Raw genomic sequence first — 17,987 nt, 5'->3', positions numbered from 1 at the left:
TGGCGACTCCTTCGCGGATACGGGGACCTCCGCCGCCGGGCGGCTCAGGATCCAGATCCTGCGCGCGGAGCTGCTCGACGACATCGAGCAGCTCCTTGAGGGGCGACTCCTCGACGGCTTTGCCGGCGTGCGTTCGTATCCATTGTTCGAGCGCGTCAATCTGCCGTAGGAGCTCGCCGATCGCCTGGGCTTTCTGCTCGCGATCGGTCCAGTCGATGTCGAGCCCGGCCTTGACGCTCGGCGCGAGAAACATGGGCGCGCCAGCGCACGCTGCGATCTCTTCGGCCCTGCGCTCGAGCAGCTTGGCGGCCCCACGCAAGAGCTTGAATGCCGCGTGCCCGAGCAGGTTGAATGTGTCCTCGACGCGGCCTACGCCTTCGAGGGGGCGCGAATCCACGGCCAGTCGGAGCGTCTTGGGTAGCTTCTTCCAGTCGAATGCATGGGTCTCTTTCGCCAGCTCGACGGTGCGGTCGAGCAGCCTTCGGTCCATGTCGTGCTCGATCAGGCGCTGGCGGAAGTCGTGCAGCGTTCCCTGCGCGAATGCCGACCGTGTGGCGCCCAGCGTGCCGAGCACGAGTTGCCATCGCTGGTCGAACCTCGTGTTGTCGATCGCCTCGGCGTCCGATGCGCCGGTATACGCCTGCAAGAGGAGGACCATGCAGAGAAGCGCTGGAGCAACGGGCGTCTTGCCTTCGCCCGTGTCTCGATACATTCCCGCGAGTTCATCCTGGAAGGCATCGTCGAAGAGCCTGGCGCGGTTCAGTCGCAAAAAGGCGTACATACGCCTTCGCTTTCCCAGATGGTCGAGCATGGCCTGCTCTTCCTGGGTGATCGTCGTGCTCGGATTCCAGCGGGGTACGGAGGTCGACATGGCGGATCCCTCGGTCGGCTGGGCGAGCCGGGACGAGTGGATCACATCCACGCGGGTTTGTCGATCATGTCCACGCAAGTGTCGGTAACTGCTCGTGGTTCTGAACCGATCGACGTTCTAGAAACACGGGCGCGCCCGCACAAGCTGCAATTTCTTCGGCCTTGCGTCCGAGCACCATAGCGGTGGCAGAAAGCAACTTGGCCGCGGCGTGACCGAGCAAGTTGAAGGTGTCCTCGACGCGCCCGGCGCCCTCCAGCGGCCGCGAATCGACTCCCAATCGTAGCGTCTTCGGCAACTGTTTCCAGTCGAAGGCTTTCGTCTTCTTGACGAGCTCGACGGTGCGCTCGAGGAGACGGAGATCCATGTCATGACGAATCAGGCGCTGACGAAAGCTCGGCAGGGTACCCTGAGCGAAGGCGGGCTTCCTGGCGCCAAGCATGCCCAGCACGAGCTGCCACCGGCGATCGTCGACCATCGAGTCGATGGCTTCGGCATCCGACGCGCCCGTATACGCTTGCAGGAGCAATACCATGCACACGAGCGCGGGTGGCACGGGCACTTTGCCTTCACCGGTATCGCGATACATCCCGGCGAGCTCGGCCTGGAAGGCCTCGTCGAACAGCTCCGCGCCGTGAAGCCGCAGGAAAGCGAACAGCCGACGGCGGTTGCCAAGTCGGTCCAGCATCTCCTGCTCCTCGGCAGTGATAATCGTGCTCAGGGTCCAGCGGGGTACGGTCGTCGACACAGGGATCCACTCCGTCGGCTGGGCGAGCCGCGTGCAGTGGATCATACCAGAAGGTGCTTGTCGAGCCCCCTCGCGCAAGCACTCGTCGAGCTACGCCGAAGGAGATCGCGAGCACCTGAGGCGGCGGCGCGACGGGCAGCGTCGGATCCGCAGTTTGGACTTGACGCGAGGGACGGGTGCGTCCCCAATCCCTCGCGATCTCGATGAAGAAGCACCTTCACAGGCCGGGCACGAAGCTCATCAGCCATTCCACGAGTATTCTCGCCGCGGACTTTTCCCGAGACGGGTCCCGGCTCGTCTCGGTGGCCGCGAACGATCCCACCGTACGCGTGTGGGACGTCGAAGCCGCGCGGACGGTATCGAAGCTCGACATCGCGAAGGGCGTCAACAAGGCTCGCCTGTTCCCGACCGGGGACCGGCTGGCTGCCACGTTCGACGATGGGGTCGCGCGTGTGTACGAGCTCGAAAGCGGCAACGAGCTCGCGCGTGCGCACCAGATGCTCCGTCCCCGGGCGCTTTGCGTGTCTCCGGCCGGCGGGGTGTACTGGGCGGGCTTCGGCGGCGACGACACCGTCGTCTGGTCGTGGCTCCCCGGTGAGTCCCCGAAGCCGCTCCTCCGCGATATTCATTGCTTCGAGCCCGAATGCAGCTTGTCGCTCGCCCGCGATGGCCAGGAGCTGTGGTGCTTTTTCGAGTGGGATCTCGTGGGCTTCGACACGCGGACGGGCACGGAGATCGCGCGGTTTCATGGCGACAGGGACGTGGCCCTCGGGGAGGGCCTCATGCTCTCTCCCGAGCGATGCGCCGTGGTCGTGCAATCCATGCTCAACCGTGATGACGATCCGATCCGGCCGCGCATCTACAAGTGGAACCTCGATTCCGACATGCATGTATGGGGCACGGAGATCTTGGGACATCCCTATGGCAACAAACCGCTGCTGACGATGGCCCGGAGCCAGCGCTGGATTGCGAGCGTCGGCAAAGGTGGCGTGATGTTTCATTCGCTTCGCAGCGGGCGAGCGCTCGGGATGCTGCCATTCGAGGCGCCAGAGGCGACCCTTTCTTGCCTGAGTGTGTCCCCGGACGATGGCCTCCTCGCGGTAGGGGCTTCGAATGGTGACCTGGTCGTCCACGACCTCGGCGATTCCTTGATCGAACCGAGCATGGCGACGCCGCACATCGCCACGCGCTCTCGCCAAGGAAAACCGCTCACCTTGCGATTGCAGAAACGACCGGGGCTCTGGTTACGGGTGCACGAGGACGGCTCTCTCGAGCGGGCCGAAGGTGACGCCCGCGCCGATTCGATCATCACGACGCTGGCCGTCCGGGCGGACCATGAGAAAAATGTGTCCGTTTATCTCCCCCGCCTTCGATGGGACCTTCGCGGGCGCCTCTGGCAGCACGATCTCACGAAGCCGTCGCCCTATTGTAAATCGCATCCCGTGCAGGTCTTCCTCGGGGCCGATCTGGTCGTCGAGGGTTACCTCGGCGTCGAAAGTGACCCGGGAGTGGGGCAAACCATTCTCGGCGTCGACAGCGACCGCGACGGCCTCGGAGAGCGGGTCGCCGGGACGCTCAGCCCCCGGACGATCCTCGCCGGCATCAACGACCTGCTGGCATTGCTACCGGACTGACATGCAATCGCGCGAGGCCGTTCAATCGGGCCGAGCGACGTCGCGAGAGCCAGGAATGACGCGGGGCGGACCGTGCGGATCGCGCCGGACGAGCAGAAGCAGCAGCGATTCCGCAGGCTCGTCGGGACGACCAAAGGGCGCGAAGCCCTTCGGCAGCGCGTAGGCGTGGAGCACCGCCTCGCCCACCTTGCGTCCAAACAGGGGCCGCGAGCGCGTTTCCGAGGCCTACGCAAGAACCTCTTCGATCTGCGGCGCCACGCCGTCGTGCTGAACCTGGAGACGATTCTGCGTCACAGCGGCCTGGCCAAGGCCGCGTAATTCATGGGTGGATCGAACTGTTCGGCGCTCTAGCGGAGGAACCCGAGCTTACCGACCGTTTGGGCGGCAGCGCAGCGCCCGCTTGCAAACGCCGCGGCCCTTGCGCAGCAAGGGATTGAAGTTCTTATTTGTCTAGATGCCAGAAGCTCGCGGTGGCGCTCGGCGAGGTGCGCGGGAGGGCGTGTCCGTCGAAGCTCTGACCGATCCGTGACCGTTCGAGGTCGTCCGTGTCAGTCCACGATCTCGAACGGCGCCTCCACGAAGCCCCGGTCCCTCCAGACGAACAGCTTGTGCTCGTCGACCACGGGCCCCTCGGCGCCCGCGCGCACGCTCGTCACCAGGAACGCGAGCGGCCACAGCGGCCCCGGACCGAGCCGCGCCGATCCCCCTTCACGCGCCGGCGGATCTCCCCCCGACATGACCGCGGCGTCGGTCGCGCTGAAGTACGCACCGGCATCGAGGTGCGAGTGGTAAATCACCTTCACCGGGCGCCCGGCCGCGCGCCCGCGATTCACCGCATCGTTGAGCTTCTTCTCCTCGAAAGCGAAGAACGTGCGCGCCGTCCGGAAGAACGTCTCCGGGTCGAGCTGATGCAGCCTCGCTGCCAAATTCGGCAGGGCCACGATTTCGTCACAAAGCAGCGCGTCACTCGCCGGCCCCACCAGATATCCACAGGCCTCCTCGTCCTTGCCGTATCGAGCGCGCGCGTCCGCTTCGAGGGCCCGCATGACCGCGCGCGTCAAATGCAGACCGCCGTGCATCCACGGCGCGTCGAAGCTCGTCCACATCGCTCCCACCTCGTCTCTCCGTCACCTACCTCGCCGACCCTGCTGAATGCGGCGCCCGACTGATGTAGGCTGCGCCCATGGACATCAGCCAGGAGGCGATCGACCTCATTATCGCCTGGGAAGTGGCCGGAGGCGAGCGCGAGCTCGCGCGGTCCCTGTACGACCGCAGATACACGCACCCGCACTGGCCGGGCAACGAAGCCTCGGGCCTCACGATCGGCATCGGCTACGATCTCCGCCACCAGACGAACAACTTCGAAGGCGACTGGAAAATGCGGCTCTCCGCCCTGCCGGTGCCCGATGCGTACGACCGCCTCCGCGCCTATCTCGGCGTGGGCGGCGGAAGGGCCGCGGAGAGGGCCACGCGCGACATCTCGATCCCCTGGGACGATGCCATGATCGTTTTCCGCATCCGGCGCCTGCCGTCGTACATCGACCTTGCCAAGAGCGCCTTCCCGGGCGTCGATGCCCTGGGGCCCCACGTCTGGGGCGCGCTCACGTCCCTCGTCTACAACTGCGGCACGAAGACGAAAGACAAACCCCTCAAGAAAAAGGCCTACGACTCCATCCGCGCGGCCATCGCCGGAAGGAGCATCCGCGGCGTCGCCGATGGCATTCGCGAGATGAAGGCTTTCCACACCGCGGCGACGCCGGAAATCGCCCGCGGGCTCCACCGGCGCCGTGATGCCGAGGCCGAGCTCGTCATGAGGACGTGGATCCTCGAGGCGGGCGAGGTCGTAAAACCCAACCTGTCCGTAGCTTGAGCCGGAGACACCGATGAGCACGACCAATCACGCCACCATCGAGATCGCGAGCGGCGACGCCCTCGACGTCCGCACCTTCGCCATCAAGCAGGGCATCAACCAGCTCTTCAACGTCGACGTCCGCGCCGTCTCGAGGAGCCTCGACATCGACTTCGACGAGGTCATCGGCAAGCCCGCGAGCTTCCGCCTGCGCACCTCCCACGCCTCGCCCACCTGGCAGGGCATCTGCTCGCAGATCGAGCAGGTGCGCGCGGATGCCCAGGGGCTCGCCACCTACACGCTCACGCTCCAGCCGCGCGCCTGGTTGATGACCCAGCGCAAGAACTACCGCATCTTCCAGTTCGAGACCGAGCTCGACATCGTGAAGAAGATGCTCGGCGAATGGGGCATCGAGTTCGAGGAGCGCCTCGACCCGGCCAACTACAAGCCGCGCAAGTACCGCTGCCAGTACGCCGAGACCGACTTCGCCTTCCTCAGCCGCATGCTCGAGGACGCCGGCGCCTCCTACTACTTCGAGCAGAGAGATGGCAGGACCGTCCTGGTCCTCGATGACGCCCCGCACGCGCGCGAGCTCCAAAAGCCCAGGCTGCGCTTCCATGACGAGCCCAACTCCACGCTCGACGAGGAGTTCGTCACGCGCGTCGCCATCCGCCAGCGCGTGCGGCCGGGCAAGGTGACCATCGGCGACCTCGACTATCGCAAGCCGAGCACCAACCAGCCCAGCCTCGCCGCCACCGGCGGCCTCCCCCAGGAGCAGGCGCTCGAGCAGTTCCACTACGAGCCGGGCGCCTTCCTCTTCAAGCAGAGCGGCGGCGGCGGCAGCACGCCGACGGCCGACGATCGCGGCAGCTCGCGCACCGACGAGCAACTCGGCAATGTCAAGACGCAGAATCGCCTGCATGGCAAGCGGGGCTCGGCCAAGCGCATCAGCTTCGAATCGAACGCCCTCGACCTCGTCCCCGGCGTCATCGCCAGCGTCAGCAACCACCCCCACCGCACGCTCGGCGCGGACCGCTCGCTCCTCGTCACCGAGGCCCTGATCGAGGGCGATCACGACGGCGATTGGCGCGTGCACGCCGAGGTCGTCCCGACCGACATCCCCTACAAGCCGGACACCAAGACCGCGCGGCCGAAGGTCACCGGCCTCGAGAGCGCGTCCGTCGTGGGCCCTTCCGGCGAGGAGATCCACACGGACGAGTACGGCCGCGTCCGCGTGCAGTTCCACTGGGATCGCGAGGGCAAGCGCGACGAGACGAGCTCGTGCTGGGTCCCCACGAGCCAGCCCTGGGCCGGCGCCGGGTTCGGCGGCGTGAACCTCCCGCGTATTGGCCAGGAGGTGCTCGTGGAGTTTTTGGGCGGCGATCCGGATCGCCCCGTCGTCGTGGGCCGCGTCTTCACCGAGACGCAGCCGCCGCCGTACAAGCTGCCCGACTTCAAAAAGGTGAGCGGCCTGCGCTCGGAGTCGAGCCCGCGCCTGGTCACCGGCGCGGCCGACGGCAGCAGCAGCGGCCTGTCGTCGATCGGAGGTCTCCTCGGCGGGCAGGCTCAGACGCTCGGCAGCGGGGGCATCGCCGAGACCCTCAACCACCCCTTCTTCCAGGCGAAATCCCCCGACCAGCAGACGCACTCCTTCGCCGGGAACGAGGTCAGCCTCTTCGACCAGCCTGGCAAGCAGCAGATGTACCTCCAGGCCGAGCGCGACATGAACGTCGTCGTCAAGAACACCCAGACGGCCGTGGTCAGCAATGCGCGCAGCACCCGGGTCGGCACCGACGACGTGCTCGGGGTGAATCACAAGCAGCTCAACGTCATCGGCAACAACCAGACGACGAGTGTCGGCGGCGATCGCTCCGTGAGCGTGGTGGGAACCCAGACCCACGACGTCACGGGCGACATCATCGACTGCGGGCAGAAGGATCGGGTCTACGACACCACCAACACCTTCGTGTCCGGCGCCAAAGTCCACCACTTCCTCAGCGACGAGAAGATCATCCTCCAGGTCGGCAGCTCGACGATCGTGATGCAGCCGAATTTCATCGTGATCCAGGCGGATGACGTGTTCATCAACCCCGGCGCCGAGGACACGAAGAAGGCGATGGATGGGCAGCGGCCCGTGACGAATGAAGAGAAGGAGGCGCGGGAGCGGTTCGAGAAGTCCCGCGAGGCAGCGAAAGAAGCGTGGAAACGCGCGAATCAGTACTTGAACGACCCAATGGTGCAGCAGGGGAGGGACTCAGGACTCGTGAACGACGAAGAATTCCTGCAGCACCATTTCGATAAGCATTACAACCGACTCGGTGGCACTCCTGGCGAGACAGAAGCCATTCGTCAAGGGAAGGATGCGGCCGAACACGAGATGAAATGAGGTCTGACCCGGGTGAAGCCGGTCGAGGCGCGCGGCCCCCCTCGCGGGGCCGCCGCCATCGGATCGCCGTCACGGTTTGAGGCCGTAGAGATCGCTGCCGAGGCTGAAGGCGTCCTTGGCGAAGTAGCCCGTGTCCGTGGCCGGCCCCGCGGGCACCACGCCGGTCTCTTTGATGGCGTCGGCCCCGAGCAATATGCCCTCGATCACCCCCTTCCCCCCCTTCCACCAACCAATACCCCCGGTAAAGAGCCCCCCCCACGTAATCCCCTTTTCGATGAAGTCCCGCCACGGCGGCGCCGGACCATCGGCCGGGTCGCTTTCCTGCCCGGGCACACCTCCGTAGAAGATATGCGCTGCACCGTCGATGATCTGTCCCTCGCATTTGACCGCATCGAAACGACGGCTGGCCCTCGCATTCTCGATGAAAACGGTTTCGCTTCCGGTCGTCGGCGACTCACGATGCTGGTCGGTCTGGGTCGCGGCGCTCACGTTCGCCGCCTGATACTTCGCCTCCTCCAGGAGGACGTGTTCGACTCCCTTCGCGATCTTCTCGGAGCTGTCCGCCGGAAGGGCGTACTTGTCCGTCAGCTCGCCAATCGATGTCGTCACGCCTGCCGCCCCAAATGCGACCGACACCACGGCAAGCGATAACCCTCCGGTCAAGCACGCCGACGCGCCCAGGACGACGCCCCCGACCGCGAGGGCTGCCGGCGCGGCAATGTCCCGAGCCGTGCTGCTCATGTGCTGGACCGGCGACGTGACGCGTGCGGCTCGTTCAGCGGACATACGACCTCCTCACGATGAACTCCGGACCATCAGCGACCGGCAAAACTCGCCGACCCACGCGTCGATCTGCTCCCGGTAGCTCGGCCGCGCCGAGAAGGTCGCAATGAGGTTGCGATCCTGGAGCTGCACGAAGAGCTGCACCTGGTAGACCACATCCTGGTCCTTCTTCCAGCGGATGGCCGCCAGGCGGTGGGGCACGGCCAGATCCACCGTGGGCGGCTCCTCCACGTGCAGCATGGGCAATCGCTTGCCGTATTCGGCCATGGCGATCGCGAAGAGCTGATCGACCGAGGGGCGCGACGGGTCCGGGTCCCGCTGCACCACGAGCGCCACCCGGCCTCCGTCCTCCGTGTGCCATTCGAGCGTGTGGACCGTCCTGTCGACGTAGCCCGCGGGCACGGCCACCTCGACGTCATCCATGTAATAGGTCGTCGTGTTCATTGCGGAGCTCCGAGCCGCACGAGGTTCCGGTGAGCTGGCATGGCCACGATCTCCTCGGCGCACGTCGAAACGATCCACTGGTTCGTCGGCGCGAACGACCGGAGGATCTCGAGCCGCCGACGCGCCTCCGCCCCGCTGAGGTAGAGCTCTGGCGTATCGAAGAGCACCACCGAGTGGTGCACCCCCACGAGCGCCATCGACGCCGCGATCGCGAACGCCTGTTTCTCCGACATCGACAGCCGCGACAGCGGCCTCGGCGAGCCCCCCGCGCTCACCACCTCGAGGTCTCCCGCGCTTCCCACCCCTGCCAGCCGGAGATGCGGGCAGAGCTCCGCGAATAGCGCCTCGAGCGTATCGGTCCGCGCGGAGTCCGCGCGCCTGAGGATCATGTCCTCGGCGAGCTTCATGAGCCCCGCGTATTTGTCCGGCCCCCGCGTGAGCCGCTTGCGGCGCTGGTCGCCCACCGGATCGCCCACCGTCGTCGCATACGACGGAAGCCCGCGATCCGCGGGGATATAGTCGATCTTGCCGTGGTTCCGATCGTGGTCGTATCGCTCGAGCAGCACGCCGATCGCCGGATCGGGCGCGAGCTCGACCGTGCCCGAGCGCGCGTAGATGGACTCGGTTGAAAGGAGCGGCTTCGTGACGCCGACGAACTTCTGCTCGTCCTCCGACATCCACCACTGCATCGAGATCTTCGCGGCCGTGCCCTTCGGCCCGAGCACATCATCGAGCCGCGGCCGCGGCCCGTACGCCGCCACGCGCTCCTTGCCGGCGATGATCATCTCGAGCAGACGCGTCTTGCCGCTGCCCGGCGGCCCCGTCACGACGATCAGATCGGCCGGAACGCCGCCGTCGCGCGCGAAATCCAGCGAGCCGTCCGCAAGCCCCGCGAAACCCTTCCACGCCACGCTGGCGATTCTCATCGCACTCCTACCTCCGCAGACGGATCTGGCCCCATCCGTCGCGGCCAGAGTAGAGAACTGCTGCCGATGGAGGAAGCCTTTGCGTGCGGCCCTGCCGGGTGTCCTCCTCATCCCGTCGCGGGCGCGGCTCGAGCCGCGGTCGTGACCGAACTCCGTTGACCAGCGGAGGGATCTGTGCTCTAGCCCCGGACGCGGCCGTGCAACACGCGACCGAGCGCCATGGCGACGAGGGCCTCGGGTTGCGTCTCCGCGACGTCCTCGCGGAGCCTCGCCTCGGCGAGCACCACCACCGGATACGAAGGCAGGAGCGGCAAGGACTTCGCGACCGCGTCGGAGAGATACACGAGCATCACGTCGCCTCCGCGCGCGAGCGTGAGATCAGCGCGGATCCGCGTCGCGCCGAGGAGCACGCGGCGCTTGTATTTGCGGCCTTCGAGAAGGAGCCGCTCCACCTCGGACGCCACGTACCGCGGCGGGAGCGAGAGCGATGACGTCGCGGCCTCGATCTGCCGGCCGAGGGCGAGCACGGTGTCGGGCCGCGGCGGGATGGACGCGGCGATCGCCTCTTGCGCGACGGCAATCGCCGCGAGCAGGCGTTTGTCGCCTCCCGCGACCGTCTGCGCGACGCTGACCGTCGCGCGCAGCGCCTCGAGCTCGTCGAAGACGGGTCGCAGGTCGCCCGCGACGGCGAGGACCGGCGGGTGCCAGTTGCTCAGGTCCTCGAGGCTCTCGGCGAGCGCGCGCCGGATCTCGGCTGCGTCTGCCGAGCGGGCGCACGAGAGGACCCGGGCCACGTCCGCGCGCTCCTGCTCTTCGTGCGAGAGCTTGCCGAGCGACGAATCGGCGATCTGCACGGGGCGCGGGCCCGCGAAGAGCGGCGCGAAGCTCTTCTGCATGCGGAGCCGGGGCAAGACCTTCGGATCGAAGTCGAGGACATCGACGACGGCGAGCCTCTGAACCGGCGTGATGGCCGGACGGACCCCGCGCGCCAAAGTCCTCGGCTCGTCGCCGCGACGCTCTTCGCGCGCGGCCGCGTCAGAAGCGGCCTTCGCGCTCACGAACGCGAGGGGCGCGGCGCTCGCGGCCTCGGCCTGCGCCGCGTCGGTCTTCCGGGCGTCGGGGGCTTCGAGGCTCCGCGCGGCGGACTTCGCTCCGCCGAACGCGCTCTCGAAGGTCGTCGAAGCGTTCTTCGGGGGTAAAGGCGGGGGCGACGGGGCGAGCGGCATCGGCGCGAGCGGCGACGGCGCAGGGACAGCGGCGATACGCGAGGGCGGAACGACCGCAGGCGAGGCAACGGGGGTGAAGTGCAAGGGCGGCGGCATCGCCTCGGGTCGCGCCGAGGGCGGCTGGGGCACGCTCGGCGGCAGCGGAGGGTACGAGCCGCGGGAGCTCGGCGCGCCCGAGGTCGCGTCGGCTTCGCGAAAGGGCATGACGCCGTCCAGGTTGCTCGGACGCCGCGGCGGCGGCGGGTTCGTACCCTGGAAGGGCAGCCCGGTGTCCCGCCGGGCGGGCACCGTTAACGGCATCGTGCGGGTCGTATCGTCCTCGTCGATGCGCATGTCCTCGGGGCCCTCCGGCCGCGCCTGCGGGGCGATCTGCGCCTCGTCCGGCGAGACCCGCGCGCCCATCGGCGTGCCGACGACGATCACCTGGACGTCGCCACCAGCGGGGAGCGGGATCTGTGCGCGGAAGGTGAGCGTGCAGATCCCGCGATCGGTGTCGATGCAGAGCAAGTCTCCCTGGAGCCGGATGGGCTCACCGCGGCTGCCCGCGACGACCGCGTAGGGCGTGAGGCCGGACAGGGTCATGCGCAGGCGCGGGTGCTTCGCGTGCAGGTTCTCCGCGATGATCGTCTCGTTCGGCTCGAGGGGACGGTCGAGCCGCTGATCCTCCGGCGCCACCAGGAAATACTGCCTCGGCAAGGTCTTGGGCAACGCGAACGCGTCCGAGCGGCCGAGCCAGGCGCGCTCGCGCTCGCCGAGGAGCCCCGCGCGCACGGGCCACACGGCCGCGATGGGGCCGAAGCCGGCGCGCGGGATGTATTCGTGCAGCGAGGTGATCTCGTGGAGGTGAGGCACGAGCTGGGGCACCGGGACGGGGCCGAGGAGCGCGCTGCGCGAGAGGTCGATCCCGGCGGGGTTGTCCGTGCCGGGGCCGCCGGCGGCGTATTCGTAGCGGAGGGAGAAGCGGGTCTGGAGGGGCGCATCCTCCACGCTGCCGTCGGCGCGAAAGCGGCGCGGGCCCCAGGCTTCGACGGTCTTGTCGACCGAGCCGACCACGATACGCGCCGCGATCGAGCGCGCTGGCCGCCCCTCGGGGGCGTAGGCGGAGCCGACGACGATGACCTCGGCCCTCGGCTTGAACGGGGTGAAGTCACTCGGCACGTGGACGCTCCGGGCGGGATCGTCGTCCCAGTGCCCGTCTTCTGCCTGGAGCGGCAGGGGGACGTCGAGCGGCGCGGCATCTCCCGGCGCGAACGTGTAGGTGGCCTTCGCGATGACGGTGACGACGAGCGAGCCTCGCTCGTCGCGCCACAGACGCGAGCCCACGTCGAACGGGCCCCGCGAGAGCACGCGGACCGTGGCGTGCCGGGCTTGCGTGTTCACGCCGGGCTCTCCGCGCGAGCGTCGTCGGCTGCCCGAGGGAGGGTCGGTGCGGAGGCGGCGTGCATGAGAGGCGGCTCTACCATGAACCGGCGGCGGCTGAAAGCCGCGCTCGCGGCAGTCCCCGGCCGTTCCAGAGGATCCATGATCAAGCCGTACCTCGATGAAATGAGCGGCGTCACCGGCCGGAGGAGACCGTCCTCTACCGCGTCGTGGCCGAGCACTGGCCAGCCTTTCGTGAGCGAGTGGAGGCCATCGGCCCGTTGTCGCGGTTCGTCATGCGGGAGGTCGAGGAGTATCTCCGGCGCGGGCTCCTCGAATATGGGTTCATTCGTGTGGCGTGCGAAGGTTGCGGGTTCGAGCGATTGCAGTGGTGCCACGGCTTCACCACGATCCTCCCCCCGCATCCGCCTGACCATTCATCTCATCGCAACAGCCCTGCCTCATCGAGCTGTCGCAGCGTTTCTGCTGCGGGAGCCAAGCGTTCGAGCCCTCGACCGATGGTGATGGATCCTGGCGGGCCACCTGAGGACTTACCCGTGTAGCCGCCGAGCTCTGCGATCCACTGTGTTGCGACGCCGATCGTCAGGATCCCATCGGGGATGCCCGCATTTTTCCGCTTACGTCTCTTGAGCACGAGTGCGTCAATCTCGTAGCGCGATAGCTCCTCGGTTGCGGGCAGATCGGGATGGTTGCGTGACAGGTACTTCAGTCTCTCGATGCGCATGGCCACGGCAGCCAGCAGCGTAGCCCATCGCTTCACGTGTTCGCTGATGTGGAGCTGCGTCGCCTCGACGTTGCAGCCGCCCTGCTTCCACGTGCGATGAAACTCCTCGATGCGCCAGCGCTGTGTGTAACCGAAAACCACGAGGCAGACGTCTTCGAGGGTCTCGAGCGGATGGTTGGTCAAGAGCAGCCACTCGATACGCTCCTCGCCCTCCGGGACCCGACTTTCCTCGCGCACCCACACCACGTTCGTGTGTAGCGGGTGTCGTTTGCCCGTCTGCTTGTCGCGCACGTCGAGCGTGACGCTCGCGGTTCGGATGCTCGTTCGTGCTGTCCTCGCAGTCCTGCGGTTGATCCTCCCCCACTTCCGTGGACAAACCCAAAGGCGCGAAGATGCGCTAAGGAGAGTTCGATGGCGAGGCGGAAGCGGAGGTCGTTCAGCGCGGAGTTCAAGGCAGAGGCAGTTCGTCTCTGCCAGGTTGGGGACCGGAGCATCGCGAAGGTCGCGAAGGATCTGGATCTCACCGAAACGGCGCTACGCGAGTGGGTGAGGGCTGCGGAGACAAACGTCGGCCGGGAGAAACCCCCCGAGACCCTCACGGGCGCCGAGCGCGAGGAACTCGCGCGGCTGCGGCGTGAGGTCAAGCGGCTGCAGATGGAGCGAGAAATCTTAAAAAAAGCGGCGGCCTTCTTCGCGAAGGAGAGCGAGTGAAGTTCGCGTTCATCGCTGCGGAGAAGGCTTTCTTTCCGGTCACCGTGCTTTGCGACGTCCTTGGCGTTTCGCGCAGCGGCTTCTACGCCTGGTGCAAGCGCCCCGAGCCGCGGCGGAAGGCCTCCGACGCGCAGCTCGCGGCGGAGATCGCCACCGCTCACCGCCGAAGCCGCGGCACCTACGGCAGCCCGCGGGTGCACGCGGAGCTGCGCGCCAGGGGCCTGTGCGTGAGCCGCAAGCGCGTCGAGCGGCTCATGCGCGAGCGGGGCCTCGAAGCGCGCAGCAAGCGCCGTTTTCGGCGCACCACGGACTCGAACCACACGATGCCGCTGGCGCCGAACTTGCTCGGTCGCCAATTCGACGCGAAGGCCCCGAACGAGGCGTGGGTGACCGACGTGACGTACATCCCGACGGCCGAGGGCTGGCTGTACTTGGCTACGATCCTCGACCTGTTCTCGCGGCGGGTCGTCGGCTTCGCGATGAGCGAGCAGAACGACCGCGCCCTCGCGCTCGCGGCACTCGAGCGGGCGCTGCGCGCACGCCGGCCGGGGCCGGGGCTTTTGCACCACTCCGACCGCGGCAGCCCCTACGCCAGCGAGGACTACCGGAAGGCGCTGCGAGAGCGCGGCATCGTCGCGAGCATGAGCCGCACCGGTGACTGCTGGGACAACGCCGTCGCCGAGAGCTTCTTCGCGACCCTCAAGGCCGAGCTGGTCGACGCGATGCGCTTCCCGACACGGGATGCCGCGATGGCGTCGATCGGTGACTACCTCGAGCGGTTCTACAACCACGCCCGGCGGCACTCGTACCTCGGGTACTTGAGCCCGGTCGAGTTCGAATTGAGAGCACAAGTGGCCGCGTTTGCGGCATAGTGCGTTTGTCCACGGGAGCGGGGGAAGATCAGGATTCGCTCCTTACCCATTCATGGACGCCGTTCACGAGCTTGTAGCCATAGACGTAGAGACTCACAAGGACGGGACGCGCAAACCGTGGAGGTCGCACCCTGAAGAAGTATCGCGCCAATCCGCCATCGGAGATCCGCTTGGAGTATGGGATCGAGCTCGTCGCGGGACTCAGCGTGTCAGGCCCAAATGCAGGTGCAGCGCTGGATGAAGCGGTACGGGATCGAGCCGGAGACATTCAAGGAATCGGGGTGCGAGCAGGATGCAACGGGTGCAACGGGTGCAACAGGGGGTGCAACCGGTGCAACCACCACGCAGCAGCCGGAAGCACGCGCGTTGCAGAGAGCAAGGCCACGAATCCTCGCGCCACGGCGCCCATTTTGGCCTGGCACGCCTGCTGCCATGGCTCCCCGCCATGCGCACTCTGCTTCTTCCGCTGCTCACCATCACCCTGGCCTCCCTGTCGCTCGTCGCCTGCGGCGGCGACGACACCCACCCCGATTCCGGCACCGGCGGTGCGGGCGGCTCCGGCGGCTCCGGCGGTGCGGGCGGCACCGGCGGCTCCGGCGGTGCGGGCGGCTCCGGCGGCTCCGGCGGCGCGACGTCGGCCGATATCTTCGAGAAGCTCCAGGACATCGAGGGCCTCACGGTCACGGAGGAGAAGACCGAGATCCCTGGCTACCGCTATTTCGTGCTCACGATTGACCAGCCCGCGGATCACGACGATCCCTCCGGCGCGCGCTTCGAGCAGCGCCTCGTGCTGCATCACCGCGACCCGGCCGCGCCCGTGGTGCTCGCCACCCAGGGCTACAACCTCTATCCGGAGTACCAGTGGCTCGACGAGCCCGCCGAGCTGCTCGCCGCCAACCAGGTCCGGGTCGAGCACCGCTTCTTCACCCCCTCCCGCCCGGAGCCCGCGGACTGGTCGCAGCTCACCATCGAGCAGGCCGCCGCGGACCTGCACCACATTGTCGAGGTGATCCGGCCGCTCTACGAGGGCAAGTGGATCTCCACCGGCGGCAGCAAGGGCGGGATGACCTCCGTCTATCACCGCCGCTTCTATCCCGACGACGTGAACGGCACCGTCGCTTACGTCGCCCCGCACAACTTCGGCGACGCCGACCCGCGCTACCTCGAATTCGTGGCCCAGCGCGGCGACGCGGCCTGCCAGCAGGCCCTCCTCGACTTCCAGCGCGAGGTGCTGCTGCGCCGGCCGGAGATGCTGACGCGCATGCAGGCCCAGGCCGCGGACGCCGGCCTCACCTATGAGCTGCTCGGCGAGGATCAGGCCCTGGAGACCGCGGTGATCGAGTTCATCTTCAGCTTCTGGCAGTACGGCGACGAAAGCCACTGCGCCGAGATCCCGTCCACCTCGGCGAGCGACGACGAGGTGTGGTCGTTCTTCGACCTGGTCTGCGGCCCCTCGTTATGGTCCGACGGGGCCACCCTCGCCTACGAGCCGTACTATTGGCAGGCGGCGGTGCAGCTCGGCTATCCGGGCTACGCCGAGGAGAACGTCGCGGATCTGCTCCTCTACCCCGGCTTTGACGTGGCCGCCTCGTACACGCTGCCCGGACGCGGCAAGAACCCGATCCTGGACCCCCAGGCGATGCAGGACGTCTCTGCGTGGCTCACCACCGAGGGCGAGCGGATGATGTTCATCTACGGCGAGAACGATCCGTACACAGCCGCCGCCTTCGATCTCGGGGGCGCGCAGGACTCGTACCGCTTCTTCGAGCCGGCGGGGAACCACAGCGCGTCCATCGGCGGGCTGCCGCAGGCCGACCTGGAGGCGGCGCTCGCCGCGCTGCAAGCCTGGACGGGCGTCACCCCGGTCCAGAAGGCGCACGCGCTGGCGGCGTACCCGTCGACGCCCCGCTGGATGCTGTCCCAAAGCCGGCGCCGGATGCCCTGATCCCGCGCTTGCCAGCTCGTTCTGAAACAAACGAGTCCACCGTGTCCTCTGGTCGATGCCGCTCGTACCGGTCGGCGCCATGCAATTCGGAAAGCGCGCTCGAAGGACCCACGCGCGACGCCATCGCGCGCGTCGTGCCAAACGAAGGGCGCGCCGATTGCCGAGCTCTTCATCGATCATCCCTGGACGGCCGCCACCCTCCGCCATGGCGCCCGCCACACCTGGCAACGCCCATGGCCCATCCGGCACTCGGCCTAGCCCCCTTCCTCAACAGCGGTACACAATCAGATCCTGGTTGCCGCTCCCGCTCCCGCTCCTGCTGCCGTCGGGGACGATCACCGCCCGACGGGCAAGGATCCGGCGTGGGCATAAGGGTATCGGGACGCGGGCGTCTTGCCCGCGCCCGTTGATTCGTCCCCATAGCACCTGGCTGGCGCGTGGAAGGCGAACCACGCGGTCCACAAAATCGACCTTGGCGCGAGAAAGAAGAGTCACCTCTTCGGCTCAGCGGCCAATAGGAGACATGGGCAACAGACCGAAGGGCCTCCTCACCCAGCTCGTCGAGCTGCGCGCCGACGTCGAGCGCTTCCTCGCGGGCGAGAGCCGCAAGCGCGCCAACGGCAACGACGGCGTCGAGGACAAGTCGCAGGACGTCCTCACCACGGCCGTCGAGAGCCGCGACAACTACGACCCCGAGGCCGGCGATCTCCGGGCCTGGACGCTCGGGATCGCCGCGAACGTCTCCCGCGACCGCGACCGCGCCAAGCGACGTTACGACGCGCGTTTTTCGCCGGACGACGGCGAGGCCGAATCCACGCCTGCCCCGACCGCCTCACCCGAGCGCATCACCCACTGGCGCGACGTCCAGCGCAAGGTCGCGAAGGCCATGGAGCAGTTGCCTCCCGAGTTCTTCGAGGTGCTCCTGCTCGTCGGCATCGAGGGGAGGTCGCACCAAGAGGTCGCCGCGGAGCTCGGGATCTCGGAAGCCTTGGCGAAGAAGCGGCTCGAGCGCGCCCGGACATTCCTCCTCAAAAAAAGCGGTCTCTCGCGCGATGACCTCCGCAACTTCATGCCCTTTCTGTGGCTGGTCGGGGAAGACCACGCGCTCCGCCTCGAACGGCTCCGCAAGCTCGCTGGCTACGTTCACCCAACAGGGAACGCGCTCGGCGTGATCATCGGTCTGCTCGTGCTCGCGCCGGGGCCAGAGCTACCCATCGCGCGTACCGGGCTCCGGTATCGCATGCCGATCGTGGCCGCGGTGCAGGAGGCGCCGCAGCCCACGCCGCCGGCAGCTCCCCCTGAACCCGTGCCCGGCTCCGCCGTCAAGCCCGCGAAAGCGCCATCGGTGGGACGTGCTTCACGTACGCCCACAGTGACCCGCCCTCCGGTCGTGGTGGACCTGTCGGGCATGTCGTTCCTTCCGAAGGGCAACCGGTAGCGACCCTCGCGGCAGTTTGTCTCGTCCATCTTGACGGGTTTGTCCCGGGTCGG

General features: G+C 67.5%; 14 protein-coding genes and 2 pseudogenes. 7 read left to right on the top strand and 9 right to left on the bottom strand.

Going from position 1 to position 17,987, the window contains the following annotated elements; translation table 11 throughout:
* Nucleotides 1–871, bottom strand: an 871-nt coding sequence (locus tag QHF83_RS18685; RefSeq protein WP_282419219.1) for a transposase, incomplete at its 3' end; no start/stop codon positions are given.
* 124 nt (nt 872–995) lie between these two features.
* A pseudogene (locus QHF83_RS18680) lies at nt 996–1,532 on the bottom strand (transposase); the annotation flags it as partial.
* A 260-nt stretch (nt 1,533–1,792) separates the two neighbouring features.
* Between QHF83_RS18680 and QHF83_RS18675 the strand changes: the two are divergent.
* Together QHF83_RS18675 and QHF83_RS18670 are read left to right on the top strand one after the other, a co-directional pair.
* Nucleotides 1,793–3,250 (top strand): hypothetical protein, encoded by a 1,458-nt coding sequence (locus QHF83_RS18675; protein ID WP_282419218.1) that lies wholly within the window; start codon nt 1,793–1,795, stop codon nt 3,248–3,250.
* A 63-nt stretch (nt 3,251–3,313) separates the two neighbouring features.
* Nucleotides 3,314–3,568: pseudogene (locus QHF83_RS18670) on the top strand (transposase); the annotation flags it as partial.
* 230 nt (nt 3,569–3,798) lie between these two features.
* On the opposite strand, the gene QHF83_RS18665 reads toward QHF83_RS18670, so the two are convergent.
* Nucleotides 3,799–4,356 carry a Mov34/MPN/PAD-1 family protein gene (locus tag QHF83_RS18665; protein WP_282419221.1) on the bottom strand — a complete coding sequence of 186 codons (558 nt, stop codon included), beginning with the start codon at nt 4,354–4,356 and terminating at the stop codon, nt 3,799–3,801.
* Between the two features lie 77 nt (nt 4,357–4,433).
* Here QHF83_RS18665 and QHF83_RS18660 point away from each other — a divergent pair, with 77 nt between their 5' ends.
* Both QHF83_RS18660 and tssI read left to right on the top strand, forming a co-directional pair.
* Nucleotides 4,434–5,120 carry a hypothetical protein gene (locus QHF83_RS18660; protein WP_282419217.1) on the top strand — a complete coding sequence of 229 codons (687 nt, stop codon included), beginning with the start codon at nt 4,434–4,436 and terminating at the stop codon, nt 5,118–5,120.
* Nucleotides 5,121–5,133: 13 nt separating this feature from the next.
* Nucleotides 5,134–7,485: a type VI secretion system tip protein TssI/VgrG gene (gene tssI, locus QHF83_RS18655; protein ID WP_282419216.1), complete on the top strand. Its 2,352-nt coding sequence runs from the start codon at nt 5,134–5,136 to the stop codon at nt 7,483–7,485.
* Nucleotides 7,486–7,554: 69 nt separating this feature from the next.
* On the opposite strand, the gene QHF83_RS18650 is transcribed toward tssI, so the two are convergent.
* From QHF83_RS18650 to QHF83_RS18625, 6 genes are all read right to left on the bottom strand, one after another.
* On the bottom strand, nt 7,555–8,271 hold the full coding sequence (locus QHF83_RS18650; protein WP_282419215.1) for a hypothetical protein: 717 nt from the start codon (nt 8,269–8,271) through the stop codon (nt 7,555–7,557).
* A 9-nt stretch (nt 8,272–8,280) separates the two neighbouring features.
* Nucleotides 8,281–8,712, bottom strand: coding sequence for a DcrB-related protein (locus QHF83_RS18645; RefSeq protein ID WP_282419214.1), 432 nt, complete (start codon nt 8,710–8,712; stop codon nt 8,281–8,283).
* Nucleotides 8,709–9,638 (bottom strand): hypothetical protein, encoded by a 930-nt coding sequence (locus QHF83_RS18640; protein ID WP_282419213.1) that lies wholly within the window; start codon nt 9,636–9,638, stop codon nt 8,709–8,711. Before QHF83_RS18640 ends, QHF83_RS18645 begins: the two co-directional genes overlap by 4 nt.
* 179 nt (nt 9,639–9,817) lie before the next feature.
* Nucleotides 9,818–12,244, bottom strand: a complete 2,427-nt coding sequence (locus tag QHF83_RS18635; RefSeq protein ID WP_282419212.1) for a DUF2169 domain-containing protein — start codon at nt 12,242–12,244, stop codon at nt 9,818–9,820.
* Nucleotides 12,241–12,621, bottom strand: a complete 381-nt coding sequence (locus tag QHF83_RS18630) for a hypothetical protein (protein WP_282419211.1) — start codon at nt 12,619–12,621, stop codon at nt 12,241–12,243. Before QHF83_RS18630 ends, QHF83_RS18635 begins: the two co-directional genes overlap by 4 nt.
* A gap of 44 nt (nt 12,622–12,665) precedes the next feature.
* Nucleotides 12,666–13,322 (bottom strand): IS4 family transposase, encoded by a 657-nt coding sequence (locus QHF83_RS18625; protein WP_282419220.1) that lies wholly within the window; start codon nt 13,320–13,322, stop codon nt 12,666–12,668.
* A gap of 57 nt (nt 13,323–13,379) precedes the next feature.
* Here QHF83_RS18625 and QHF83_RS18620 point away from each other — a divergent pair.
* From QHF83_RS18620 to QHF83_RS18610, 3 genes are all read left to right on the top strand, one after another.
* Nucleotides 13,380–14,551 (top strand): IS3 family transposase gene (locus tag QHF83_RS18620; RefSeq protein ID WP_282419210.1). Its coding sequence is split into 2 segments (ribosomal slippage): nt 13,380–13,647 and nt 13,647–14,551, totalling 1,173 coding nucleotides; the frame shifts between segments, so codons are not numbered across the junction.
* A 445-nt stretch (nt 14,552–14,996) separates the two neighbouring features.
* A complete protein-coding gene (locus tag QHF83_RS18615; RefSeq protein ID WP_282419209.1) occupies nt 14,997–16,496 on the top strand; it encodes a S28 family serine protease in 1,500 nt (499 codons plus the stop codon).
* Nucleotides 16,497–17,019: 523 nt separating this feature from the next.
* Nucleotides 17,020–17,934 carry a sigma-70 family RNA polymerase sigma factor gene (locus QHF83_RS18610; protein ID WP_282419208.1) on the top strand — a complete coding sequence of 305 codons (915 nt, stop codon included), beginning with the start codon at nt 17,020–17,022 and terminating at the stop codon, nt 17,932–17,934.
* The last annotated feature ends 53 nt before the right edge of the window (nt 17,935–17,987 follow it).

The organism is Polyangium sp. 15x6 (assembly GCF_029960785.1).
GTDB lineage: Bacteria > Myxococcota_A > Polyangia > Polyangiales > Polyangiaceae > Polyangium.
This window is presented reverse-complemented; position numbering and strand designations above follow the sequence as displayed.

Bases quoted from the DNA above. Each gene is read 5' to 3' on its own strand.
- QHF83_RS18645 (WP_282419214.1), bottom strand. From the start codon at position 8,712: ATGAACACGACGACCTATTACATGGATGACGTCGAGGTGGCCGTGCCC.
- tssI (WP_282419216.1), top strand. From the start codon at position 5,134: ATGAGCACGACCAATCACGCCACCATCGAGATCGCGAGCGGCGACGCC.
- QHF83_RS18665 (WP_282419221.1), bottom strand. From the start codon at position 4,356: ATGTGGACGAGCTTCGACGCGCCGTGGATGCACGGCGGTCTGCATTTG.
- QHF83_RS18650 (WP_282419215.1), bottom strand. From the start codon at position 8,271: ATGTCCGCTGAACGAGCCGCACGCGTCACGTCGCCGGTCCAGCACATG.
- QHF83_RS18610 (WP_282419208.1), top strand. From the start codon at position 17,020: ATGGGCAACAGACCGAAGGGCCTCCTCACCCAGCTCGTCGAGCTGCGC.
- QHF83_RS18660 (WP_282419217.1), top strand. From the start codon at position 4,434: ATGGACATCAGCCAGGAGGCGATCGACCTCATTATCGCCTGGGAAGTG.
- QHF83_RS18640 (WP_282419213.1), bottom strand. From the start codon at position 9,638: ATGAGAATCGCCAGCGTGGCGTGGAAGGGTTTCGCGGGGCTTGCGGAC.
- QHF83_RS18615 (WP_282419209.1), top strand. From the start codon at position 14,997: ATGCGCACTCTGCTTCTTCCGCTGCTCACCATCACCCTGGCCTCCCTG.